Here is an 11,521-nt window from a genome sequence, read left to right on the forward strand (position 1 = left end):
CTCGCGAAGTCTCGCTCCCCTCCCGCTTGCGGGAGGGGTTGGGGGTGGGCAAGCGGAGTGCCTCGCCTTACCCCCGCAAGATTTCCGGCAGATCGCCTGAAACCCCGCGTGCTTCGTCCATGAAAAAGTTTTTCAGCACGGGTGTGCGCTGCACTGCTGCCATGCCCATACGCCGCACGGCCGAAGCCGTCTTGCCAGTCACCCCGAACAGGCGGGTCAGCCCGTCGGTCGCCAGCGCCACCATGAAGCTATCCAGCCCGCGCCAGTTTTCATAGCGCTTGAGCAGTTCGGGATCGCCCGGATCAAGGCCGAGCCGCGCGCCATCGGCGAGTACTTCGATCAGCGTGCCGACATCGCGCAGGCCAAGGTTCAATCCCTGCCCGGCAATCGGGTGGATGCCATGCCCGGCATCGCCGATCAGCGCGAGGCGTTCGCCGGTGATCTTGGCGGTGTGGTGGAAGCCCAGCGGATAGGATGATCGCTGGCCGACGGTCAGCACCTTGCCCAGCACACCGCCCATGCGCTTTTCGATCTCGGCCAGAAAGGCGCGGTCGCCCAGTTTGGTGACCCCTGCCGCGTCGCTCTCCGATACGGTCCACACCAGTGACGAACGGTGCGTGCCATCGGCATCATCGTTCAGCGGCAGCAAGGCAAAGGGGCCGGCGGGATAGAAGATTTCCCATGCAACATTGCCGTGCGGCTTTTCATGCGTCAGCCCCGCAATGATCGCCCGGTGTTTGTAATCCCATTTGGCGATGGTGATCCCCGCCGCATCGCGGGTGGGCGATTGGCGGCCTTCGGCGGCGATCATCAACCGGCCTTTCAGCTTGCGCCCGTCAGCCAAGGTCGCGGCCACGCCATATTCGCTGCGTTCGCGCTGCGTGACGTTGGCCTTGGCGACCCAGTGGATCAGCGGTTCCTGCGCGGCAGCCTCGAACAGGGCGAGCCGCAAGCGGCGGTTGGGGAACATCCGCCCGAGCGTGCCGCCGTCTTCGCCGGGTTCGAAATCCAGCCTGCCGGGCTTGTTCTGATCGGTCACCGCGATGGCCGCGATATCGCAGGCGAATTGTTCAAGCCCTGCTGCGATCCCGATATTTTCGAACAGGTGCCAGCTAGCGGTGGAGATCGCGGTGGCGCGGTCGTCGAAGCCTTCGGCGGTCAGTTCAGCCGGATCGGCGCGGTCGATCACGTGGCTCGACATGCCTTTTTTTGCGGCGGCGAGCGCCAGCGTCATCCCCACCAATCCTCCGCCAAGGATCACAAGGTCGCGGGTTTCATTGGCAGGCTGTGTCACCGTATCGGCTCCGATTGCGAAGATTGCTTGCCGAGCCTAGAGGGTTGACCGTGTCCCGCGCAAGAAACTTCCCGCTCCCGATCCGATACTTCGCTGCATGGATGCTTGCGCTGGTCGCAAGTGTGTTGCTGGCCGCGCCTGCCCTTGCGCAAGGCACGCCTGCCGCAGCGCGATATGGTGACGAAAACATCGCAGCCGCGCTCTATGCCGATGGCGTGCCCGTGGCGGGCCGCGAATGGATGCTGGCGCTGCGGTTCACCCCCAAGGCCAGCGAGTGGCACGGGTACTGGTCGAACCCCGGCGATGCGGGGCAGGGGATGCGGCTGCTGCTTGATCTGCCCGATGGCTGGCAGGCGGGCGAGGCGCGCTATCCCGTGCCGCAGCGGCTCACCATCAGCGGTTTGATGAACCACATCTACGAAGGGCCTTATACCGTGCTGGTGCCGGTGACGGTGCCTGCGGGGGCGGCCATCCGCACCGCGCCGCGCATTACCGGCCATGTCGAATACCTCGCCTGCACCGACAAGATATGCGTGCCGCAGGATGCGCTGCTGGAAGCGCGGCAGGGCGGCGATTTCGCGCGTTGGCGGGCGGAGGTGGCGCCGCCGCTGGACGCCGGAGCCAGTTTCGAAATCGGCCGCAGGGTTCTGCGCCTGGCGATCCCTTTGCCTGCCAGCGTTAGCCTCGCCGATCCGCACGTCTTCATCGGCAATGAAAACCTTGTCGATTACGCCGCGCCGCAAACCTTCCGCCGCCTGGGCGATGTGCTGACGGTGGACATCCCGCTGAGCGAATACCGGGCCGATACGCCAAGCGCAGTGGTTGGCATTCTTGCCTTCGATGGTTTGACGGGGGTGGAGTTTGGCGCGATCCCCGGCGTCGTCCCCTCTGGCGGTGAACTGGTCGCCGGGTCGCAAGGGGCGGCGATCCCGCCGTTGTGGACGCTGGTGCTTGGCGCGCTGGCGGGCGGACTGCTGCTCAACATCATGCCCTGCGTGTTCCCGATCCTCAGCCTCAAGGCGCTGAGTCTGGTGCGTGCGGGCGAGAGCGAAGCGAAGGCTCGGGCCGAGGGGCTGGCTTACACCGCAGGCGTGGTGCTGGCCTGCGTCGCGCTCGGCGCGCTGCTGCTGGCACTGCGGGCGGCGGGCGAGCAGGTTGGTTGGGCGTTCCAGTTGCAGGAACCGGGCGTGGTCGTCGCGCTGCTGGTGCTCGCCGCGATGATAACCGCGAATTTTGCCGGGATGTTCGAACTGCCTTCGCTATCTGTCAGCGGCGGTGGCAAGCCTGCGGGCGCATTCGCCACAGGACTGCTCGCCGCCTTTGTCGCCACGCCCTGCACCGGCCCGTTCATGGCCGCCGCGCTGGGTGCGGCGCTGTTGCTGCCAGTTCCGCAGGCGCTGCTGCTGTTCGCTCTGCTGGGGCTGGGGCTGGCGCTGCCGTTCCTGCTGCTCGGCTTTATCCCGGCGCTGCGGCGGATGTTGCCGCGGCCGGGGCCGTGGATGGAGCGGTTCCGCCGGATCATGGCGATCCCGATGGGGCTGACCGCGCTGGCGCTGGTATGGCTGACGGTGCAGTTGGGCGGGCGGCCCTTTGCCTTGATCGCGTTGCTGCTGGTAATCGGCGTGTTGCTGGCGCTGTTCGTGGTCGGACGCTTGCAGCGCGCAGGCAAGATGGCATGGCCCGCCTTCGGCCTGGTCGCCGCGCCGTTCATTGCCTTTGCCCTGATCGCGCTGCCTTCGGTCTACGAGGCAGGGGGTGCCGCAGCCAAGGAGAGCATCCACAATCCGCAGGCCTTCAGCGCCGAAGCCCTTTCCCAAGCGCGCGCCAGCGGCAGGCCGGTTTTCGTGTGGTTCACCGCCGACTGGTGCGTCACCTGCAAGGTCAACGAAGCCGCCGCGATCGAGCGTGATGGCGTGCGCGAGGCTTTCGAGGCGGCGGGCGTGGTGACAATGGTGGGCGACTGGACGGTGCGCGACGAGGCGATCACGCAGTTCCTGACACAGCAGGGCGCGGCCGGCGTGCCGCTCTATCTGTGGTATGCGCCGGGTGCGTCAGCGCCGCAGCAATTGCCGCAGGTGTTGACCGCCGATCTGCTCGTGGCGCAGGCTTCAGGGGACCGGTGACAGCACCGCTTCGGGCGGTTGGATCATCGGGGCCGCGCCGCGACATTCGCTCAGCAGTTCCGACGCCATCGCGCCCGGATTGATGCGCACCAGCCCCGCGCCCGGCACGGTTACGGTGATCTCACGCGGGCCCGCCAGCGGCTCCCATGCCTTGTCGCCAGCAAGACGCTCGCCCTGCCACAGGATGCGCTCGCCGATGGTGGTCGCATCCACTTCGATCCGCCCGATTGCGCCGTTGCCGATCAGTGCCAGCAATGCGCCCGCGCCGCTATCGGCAGGCGCGTGGCGGGTGATCGTGAGCGCTGCTTCCGCCGAGCCCGCATTGCGGCATTCGAGCGCCAGCAGCACCGGCTGTCCCGGTACGCCGTAAACCAGCCGCAGCGGCTGCGCGCCGGCAGCCCAGACTGCTCCGGCGGTGTCGGGCGAGGGGAGCGGGGTCGATGGCCCTGCAGCAGAAGGAGCCAGCGTTGCGCGGGCCACCGCCGCATCGGTCGGCGGCGGCTTGCATCCCGCCAGCGCGCCCGCCAATGCGAGCCCCGAAATCAGCAGTGCATGTTTCATCGCGCGCGGATGAAGGCGCGGATATCGGCGGAAAGCTTCGCCCGGTCTTCGTCACGAATATACATCATGTGGCCCGCATCATAATATGTCCACGTGATCCGGTCCTGCGGGATGCCGGTGCGTTTCAGCGAATATTCCGCGCCAAAGAACGGCGTGGCAAAATCATACCAGCCTTGGGCATTGAGCACGCGCAGCCCGCTGTTCTGGCGCATGGCCTTCCCGATCAGCGGTGCGACGTTGAGGTATGCGCTGCGCCCTTGTCCGCCCAGGCTCCAGTCCCAGTTCATCCCCGGCTCGCGCCCGATCGACTGGTACTCGCGGTCCGTCCGGTACCCCAGCGTTTCGCGCGCCCAGCTGTTGATCGCGGCGGTGTAGCCTGCGTCGATGCCGTAGAAGCTGGGGTCATTGTCGGGCGTTTCCCCCGCGCTGTCGTAATCCGTGCCGGTGTAGCGCGCATCCAGCCGTCCGATTGTCTGGCCCCGGTCGCGCAGCAGTTCCTTGTAAAACCGCTGATCGGTCACGCGCAGATCGGCCTGGTCGAGATAGGTTTCCGAAAGGCCGGTCAGGCGGGATAATTCGCGGCGGACGGTAGCGCGTTCATCTGCGGGCAGATCCTGCCCTTTCAGCAAGGCAGCGGCGAACGGGCCAATAGCAAATTGGCGGGCTTCCTCGACAATCGCCTCGACCGAAGGGGCCTGCGCCTTGCCGTGATAATACGCCGCCGCCGCCATATTGGGCAGGGTGACGATATAGGCCATTTCATTGCCCGGCGTCGGCTCTCGCCCTGCAAAATCGAGGATGGTGGAGATCAGGATCAGCCCGTTGAGGCCGACATCATTGTAAGTGCTGCCTTCCAGCTCGTCAGCCACCATCGCGGTACGGGTGGTGCCATAGCTTTCTCCGCCAAGATATTTGGGGCTGTTCCAGCGGCCATTGTCATTCAGCCACAGGCGGATCACCTTGGCCACCGCGCGGCCATCCTGCCGCAGACCGTAGTATTTCTTGGGATCGGTGCCGGGGGTCAGGTGGCTGAAGCCGGTGCCGGGCGGGTCGATGAAGACAAGGTCTGCGACATCGAGCAGGCTGTCAGGGTTATCGAGCAGCGGATAGGGCGGCGCGCCATCGTCACGCGCATCGGACGGGATCGCCACCCGCTTTGGGCCGAACGCGCCCATCTGGAGCCAGACGGAGCCTGAACCGGGGCCGCCATTGTAGATGAAGAACACCGGCCGCGAAGGGTCTGCGGGAGTTTTGACATAGGAGGTGGTGACGATAACCGCCTCGGCCTTGCCATCGTCATTGCTCAGGATCGTGTCGGCAATGGTTGCGCGGTAGGCCACACGCTGCCCGCCGAAAGTGCCGGTGAGATCGCGGGTGCGAACCTGCGGGGCGGGTGCGGCAGGATCGGTCGCCTCAGCCTTCGGTGCGGACATATCTTGCGCGGCAATGGGGGCGGCAAGGGCGGCAAAAGCAAGCGCGGCGAGGCACGCGGGGAATCGCTGTTTCATGCCGGTGGTGAGTGACAGGCTTGGCGGCGGGGTTCAAGCAGTGTGCGGCATGTTGCGCCCACCTTCGTGGCGTGCGTCAGGCCGCAGCGTAAATTGCCGGACGATAGCGCGGTTCCGGGATGGGGAGGCCGCATTCGGTTGCCGTTTCGAGCCAAAGCTGAACTGCATTTTGGATATTGGCGATTGCTTCATCCGGCGTGTCGCCATGAGCCGAGCATGGCTTGAGGTCTGGAACATCAGCGATCCAGCAATCGTCTTCCGACGACCAGAACAGGTTGATATGGTAATGCGGCTTGCTCACGGCTCCATATATAGGCCGTGTTCCTCGACCAATTCAAGAAACTCCCGCACCTGATAGAGTTTTGCGTCTTTGCCGGTCGGCTGGATCGGGAAGGGACGGGGAAGTTTCGGGTGCGTCCAGATCGCATGACTGCCTTTGGTGCGGACATGCTCGAAGCCGAAAGCTCGTAGCAACTTCTCGAAATCACGAAAAGGGATCGGTGCGCGGGGGTTGGCGAGCAGGCTGGCGTAGAGCTTGTCGATGCGGGTCATCCCGAGAGAATAAGGCTTCGGGTGTATCTGGGCAAATTTTTAAAGCACTGTAATTTCGTAAATAAATTACATGCCTGTGGAAAGAGATCTACGCCTTCCCCCCCATCCGCTTCGCCCGCACCTTCCCATACCGCGTCTTGCGCGTCCCCGGCTTGCCCTCGTTGCTCCGCCCAACAATCGGCGCGCGTTTCTGGTCATCGGGCAGGCCCAGTTCATCCGCTTCCAGCCGCCGGATTTCGTCGCGCAGGCGTCCGGCTTCTTCGAATTCCAGATTGGCGGCGGCGTTGCGCATCCGCTTTTCCAGGTCTTCGATATAGCCGCGCAGGTTGTGGCCGACGAGGTTGTTACGTTCCGGATCGCCGGTATCCACCAGCACGGAATCCTGCGCTGCGGAGTGCGCGACGATGTCGTGGATGTTGCGCTTGATGGTGGTCGGCGTGATGCCGTGTTCTTCGTTGTAGGCTTCCTGCTTGGATCGCCGCCGGTCGGTTTCCGCCAGTGCGCGTTCCATGCTGCCGGTGATGCGGTCGGCATAGAGGATCACGCGCCCATCGACATTGCGCGCTGCGCGGCCGATGGTCTGGATCAATGACGTTTCGCTGCGCAGGAAGCCTTCCTTGTCCGCATCAAGGATCGCCACCAACCCGCATTCGGGAATATCGAGCCCTTCACGCAGCAGGTTGATCCCGATCAGCACGTCATAGACACCGAGCCGCAGGTCACGGATCAGCTCGATGCGCTCCAATGTCTCCACGTCCGAGTGCATGTAGCGCACCCGCACACCTGCCTCGTGCATGAATTCGGTGAGGTCTTCGGCCATCCGCTTGGTGAGCGTGGTGACCAGCGTGCGATAACCCTTGGCCGCGGTGGCTTTGCATTCGACGATGCAATCCTGCACCTGATCTTCGACCGGGCGGATTTCCACCGGGGGGTCGATCAGGCCCGTGGGGCGGATCACCTGTTCGGCAAACACGCCGCCGGTCTGCTCCATCTCCCAGTGTCCCGGCGTGGCCGAAACCGCAAAGGTCTGCGGGCGCATCGCGTCCCATTCGTTGAAGCGCAAGGGTCGGTTGTCGATGCAGCTTGGGAGGCGGAAGCCATATTCCGCCAGCGTCAGCTTGCGGCGGTGATCGCCCTTCGCCATCGCGCCGATCTGCGGCACGGTCTGGTGGCTTTCATCGACGAACAGCAGGGCGTTTTCGGGCAGGTATTCGAACAGGGTCGGCGGCGGTTCGCCCGGAAGGCGCCCGGTCAGGAAGCGGCTGTAATTCTCGATGCCTGCGCAACTGCCGGTCGCCGCGATCATCTCCAGATCGAAATGCGTGCGCTGTTCCAGCCGCTGGCGTTCCAGCAGCTTGCCCTCGATCTCCAGCTCTTTCAGCCGTTCTTCCAGCTCGAACTTGATCGCGGCTGCCGCCTGCTTCATCGTCGGGCCGGGCGTGACATAGTGCGAATTGGCATAGACCCGCACCTTCTCAAGGCTCGCGCCCTTGGTGCCGGTGAGCGGATCGAATTCGCTGATCGCCTCGATCTCGTCCCCGAAAAAGCTGACGCGCCAGGCCATGTCTTCATAGTGCGAGGGGAAGATTTCCAGACTGTCGCCGCGCACGCGGAACGTGCCCCGGGTGAAGGCCGCATCGTTGCGCTTGTATTGCAGCGCGACGAGCTTGCGGATCAATTCGCGCTGATCGACGGTCTCGCCCGCCTTGATGTCGAATATCATCGCCGAGTAGGTTTCGACCGAGCCGATCCCGTAGAGGCAGGACACCGAAGCGACGATGATCACGTCATCGCGTTCGAGCAGTGACCGCGTGGCCGAATGGCGCATCCGGTCGATCGCCTCGTTTACCGAGGATTCCTTCTCGATATAAGTGTCCGAGCGCGGCACGTAGGCTTCGGGCTGGTAATAATCGTAGTAGCTGACGAAATACTCGACCGCGTTTTCGGGGAAGAAGCTCTTGAATTCGCCGTATAACTGTGCGGCAAGGATCTTGTTGGGCGCAAGGATCAGCGCCGGGCGTTGCAGCGTCTGGATCACCTTGGCCATGGTGAAGGTCTTGCCGCTGCCGGTGACGCCGAGCAGTACCTGCGTCTTTTCGCCCGCAAGCGCGCTCTGGGTGAGTTCGGCAATGGCCGTGGGCTGATCGCCCGCGGGTTCATATTCCGAAACCAGCTTGAACGGGATGCCGCCCATCGACTTTTCGGGGCGGGCGGGGCGGTGCGGGGTAAAGTCCGTTCCCGTTTCCGGTTCGTCCAGTCCGCGGCGGATTACGAGTTCGGCCATGCCATGCCATATGTGCAAGCCACCCGCGAATGTGAAGGGCCGCGCAATTTGCGGGCACGCTTCGCAGCGTAATCGGTTATGGTATCGAAACGGGGCAGGCCCGCAGCAGGAGAGCACGACATGAAGCGGATGATGATGGCAGCAGCAGGAGCGATGCTGGTGGCGGGTTGTTCGGGCGGCGGGGATGCCGATGCCGACGGCAATGGCGAAGTCAGCCTGAAGGAAGCGGCCAAGCAGGTATCCGCCCAAGCGCCCAAGCCGCAGCCGGGCCTTTACAAGGCGTCCATCACCATGACCGGCATGGATATTCCCGGAATGCCTGCCGGAATGGCGGGGCATGGATCAGGTATGAATACCACCACCGAATATTGCCTGACGCAGGAACAGGTGGACAAGGGCTTCGAGGAAATGATGAAGGAAGGCCAGAACGGCGAATGTTCCTACGAACGCTTCAACCTTGATGGCGGCAAGCTGGATGCGGTGATGCTGTGCAAGACCCCGCAGGGCGATGCTCGCATGGAAATGGCCGGAACGACCACGCCGACCTCCGCCGATTTTGCCGCCACCATGGCGATGGATATCGAAGGTGTGGGGGCAGCGACGATGAAATTCGACGCAAAGCATGAACGGATCGGCGAGTGTCCGGCTGAATAAAACGCAGCTTCAAATGTGTCGGATTTGTTACGCCTGTTACAATTAATTGAACATTCATGCCGAATCTGGCTTGAAGCACGGTATGGCAAAGCCGCGCTTCATTCCTGATCTGCCCCAGTTGCGCGCCCCGCTGCTTGCGGCGGTGGGCGCTGCAGGCGCGCAGGCGCAGCAGGCCTATGCGGTAAGCGAATTTGGCCGCCGTGTCGCTTTGGCGCGGGAAGCTATTCCTGAAGGCCATGAGGCTGGAAAGCCGCAACTGGCGCGCCTGCTGGGCGAAGCGCAGGTGCTGCTTGAGCCTGTTCGCCGTCGCCGCCGTAAAATCGCTATCGCGGCCACCAGCAATCCGCAGGTGGTGATGATCCTCCCCGGCTTTGCCACGCACCCGGTGCGGATGCGCTATCTGGCGCGGCATCTCGAAAGCGCCGGGCACATTACCAAGCGCTGGGGACTGGGTTTCAACTGGGGGCCGAACGAGCAGAATTTCGCGGCAATGGAAGCGCGGTTGCTGGATCTGCACGCGCGCCACGGGCGCAAGGTGGTGCTGGTCGGCTGGAGCCTTGGCGGGCTTTATGCGCGCGAACTGGCGACGCGCCATCCGCAGGCGGTGGCAAAGGTCGTTTCGATGGGGTCGCCTTTCTCCGGATCGCCGCGCGCCAATAATGTCTGGCGTGCCTATCAGTTCATCACCGGCCATTCGGTCGATGCGCCTCCGGTCGCCGCTGACCTTTCGGTGAAGCCACCGGTCGAGACGGTCGCGCTGTGGAGCGCAAATGACGGTGTCATCGCGCCGCGCTGCGCCGCTGGCCGCCCCGGCGAGCGTGACCGGGCGATTGCGATGCGCTGCACGCACATGGGCTTCACCTATGATCCGCAGGTAATCGCCACGCTGCTCGTCGAGCTTGAAACCACGATCTGAACGCCGGGTCGGCGCCGGAAGATCGCGGCAATCCGAGCAAGCACTTTCCTTTTGCAAAACCGCGGTTACATTGTGCGCTGCACCTAAGATTTTGTGTGGGGTCGATGAACGCAGGCGGCAGCAATTTTGATGAAATGTTCGATGAAGGGGGCCAGATCCGGCCTGCCTATTCCGAATATTGCCGCTGGTATGGCGAACAACCGGCAGAGTTCCTGCGCCGCAAAAACCGCGAGGCGGATGATACTTTCCGCCGCACCGGCATCACCTTCAATGTCTATGGCGAGGATGACGCCGAAGAACGCCTGATCCCGTTCGACATGGTGCCGCGCATCATCACCGCAAACGAATGGCGCAAGCTTTCGCGCGGGATCGAACAGCGGGTGCGGGCGCTCAATTCTTTCCTTTATGATCTGTATCACCGACAGGAAATCGTGCGCGCGGGCCGCCTGCCTGAACGGTTGCTGCGCGAAAATGATGCGTGGCTGGCCAACATGGTGGGCTTCACCCCGCCGGGCGGGATCTACACCCATATCGTCGGGATCGATCTGGTGCGCACCGGGCCGGACGAGTTTTTCGTGCTGGAAGATAATGCCCGCACGCCTTCGGGCGTGTCCTATATGCTGGAAAACCGCGAAACCATGATGGGGATGTTCCCCGATCTGTTCAGCCGGGTGCCGGTAGAAAGCGTATCGAATTACCCGCGCCGCCTTGCCCGCAGTCTTGCGGCCTGTGTCCCGCCCGCCTTCATCGGCGGCAAGCCGACCGTGGCGGTGTTGACCCCGGGCACCTATAATTCGGCCTATTTCGAACACGCTTTCCTTGCCGACCAGATGGGGGCGGAACTGGTCGAAGGCAGCGATCTGCGCGTCGTCGGCGGGCGCGTGCAGATGCGCACCACCAGCGGGTACAAGCCGATCGACGTGCTCTATCGCCGGGTCGATGATGATTACCTTGATCCGCTCAGCTTCAATCCCGCCAGCGCGCTGGGCGTGCCGGGGATCATGGATGTGTACCGCGCCGGCGGGATCACCATCGCCAATGCGCCGGGAACGGGCGTGGCAGATGACAAGGCGATTTACAGCTTCATGCCCGAAATCGTCGAATTCTATACCGGCGAAAAGCCGCTGCTGCCCAACGTGCAGACCTGGCGCTGCGCCGACAAGGACAGTCTGGCCTATGTGCTGGATAATCTTGCCGAACTGGTGGTGAAGGAAGTGCACGGATCGGGCGGATACGGGATGCTGATCGGGCCGACTTCGTCCAAGCGCGAAATCGCCGCCTTCCGCGAAAAGTTGGTGGCGAGGCCGCACAACTACATTGCCCAGCCCACACTCGCGCTGTCGACCTGCCCGATCTACACCCGCGCCGGGCTGGCCCCGCGCCACCTCGATCTGCGCCCCTTTGTGCTGGTGTCGCCGGAAGGGATCGACATCACACCGGGCGGGCTGACGCGGGTGGCGCTGAAAAAGGGATCGCTGGTGGTCAACTCCTCGCAAGGGGGCGGCACCAAGGATACCTGGGTGCTGAAAGACTGATGCTTAACGGAATTCGCCTTGCCAAAGTCCCCCTCCCGCTTGCGGGAGGGGTTAGGGGTGGGCAAGTGACAGGCCGGTGTGGGATTTCGTGGGC

Annotated in this window: 10 protein-coding genes; 4 read left to right on the forward strand and 6 right to left on the reverse strand. The window is 63.7% G+C overall.

Going from position 1 to position 11,521, the window contains the following annotated elements; translation table 11 throughout:
- Positions 1-67: 67 nt before the first annotated feature.
- A complete protein-coding gene (locus IP79_RS14705; protein WP_082337260.1) occupies positions 68-1,294 on the reverse strand; it encodes a UbiH/UbiF/VisC/COQ6 family ubiquinone biosynthesis hydroxylase in 1,227 nt (408 codons plus the stop codon).
- A 101-nt stretch (positions 1,295-1,395) separates the two neighbouring features.
- Here IP79_RS14705 and IP79_RS14710 point away from each other — a divergent pair, with 101 nt between their 5' ends.
- Entirely contained in the window at positions 1,396-3,417 is a 2,022-nt protein-coding gene (locus IP79_RS14710; RefSeq protein ID WP_054120069.1) for a protein-disulfide reductase DsbD family protein, read from the forward strand.
- Here IP79_RS14710 and IP79_RS14715 read toward each other — a convergent pair.
- From IP79_RS14715 to uvrB, 5 genes are all read right to left on the reverse strand, one after another.
- On the reverse strand, positions 3,403-3,978 hold the full coding sequence (locus IP79_RS14715) for a hypothetical protein (protein WP_054120070.1): 576 nt from the start codon (positions 3,976-3,978) through the stop codon (positions 3,403-3,405). The two genes, IP79_RS14710 and IP79_RS14715, sit on opposite strands and share 15 nt — an antisense overlap.
- Positions 3,975-5,486 (reverse strand): S10 family peptidase, encoded by a 1,512-nt coding sequence (locus IP79_RS14720; protein WP_054120071.1) that lies wholly within the window; start codon positions 5,484-5,486, stop codon positions 3,975-3,977. Before IP79_RS14720 ends, IP79_RS14715 begins: the two co-directional genes overlap by 4 nt.
- A 76-nt stretch (positions 5,487-5,562) precedes the next feature.
- Complete coding sequence (locus tag IP79_RS14725) at positions 5,563-5,787, reverse strand: type II toxin-antitoxin system HicB family antitoxin (protein ID WP_054120072.1); 225 nt, start codon at positions 5,785-5,787, stop codon at positions 5,563-5,565.
- Positions 5,784-6,038, reverse strand: coding sequence for a type II toxin-antitoxin system HicA family toxin (locus IP79_RS14730; protein ID WP_054120073.1), 255 nt, complete (start codon positions 6,036-6,038; stop codon positions 5,784-5,786). Before IP79_RS14730 ends, IP79_RS14725 begins: the two co-directional genes overlap by 4 nt.
- An 88-nt stretch (positions 6,039-6,126) precedes the next feature.
- On the reverse strand, positions 6,127-8,322 hold the full coding sequence (gene uvrB, locus IP79_RS14735; protein WP_054120074.1) for an excinuclease ABC subunit UvrB: 2,196 nt from the start codon (positions 8,320-8,322) through the stop codon (positions 6,127-6,129).
- A gap of 120 nt (positions 8,323-8,442) precedes the next feature.
- Here uvrB and IP79_RS14740 point away from each other — a divergent pair, with 120 nt between their 5' ends.
- From IP79_RS14740 to IP79_RS14750, 3 genes are all read left to right on the forward strand, one after another.
- On the forward strand, positions 8,443-8,976 hold the full coding sequence (locus tag IP79_RS14740; RefSeq protein WP_054120075.1) for a DUF3617 domain-containing protein: 534 nt from the start codon (positions 8,443-8,445) through the stop codon (positions 8,974-8,976).
- Between the two features lie 82 nt (positions 8,977-9,058).
- On the forward strand, positions 9,059-9,892 hold the full coding sequence (locus tag IP79_RS14745; protein ID WP_156318362.1) for an esterase/lipase family protein: 834 nt from the start codon (positions 9,059-9,061) through the stop codon (positions 9,890-9,892).
- A 104-nt stretch (positions 9,893-9,996) separates the two neighbouring features.
- Positions 9,997-11,427 carry a circularly permuted type 2 ATP-grasp protein gene (locus tag IP79_RS14750; protein ID WP_054120076.1) on the forward strand — a complete coding sequence of 477 codons (1,431 nt, stop codon included), beginning with the start codon at positions 9,997-9,999 and terminating at the stop codon, positions 11,425-11,427.
- The last annotated feature ends 94 nt before the right edge of the window (positions 11,428-11,521 follow it).

It is taken from the genome of Porphyrobacter sp. AAP60 (assembly GCF_001296025.1).
Lineage (GTDB): Bacteria > Pseudomonadota > Alphaproteobacteria > Sphingomonadales > Sphingomonadaceae > Erythrobacter.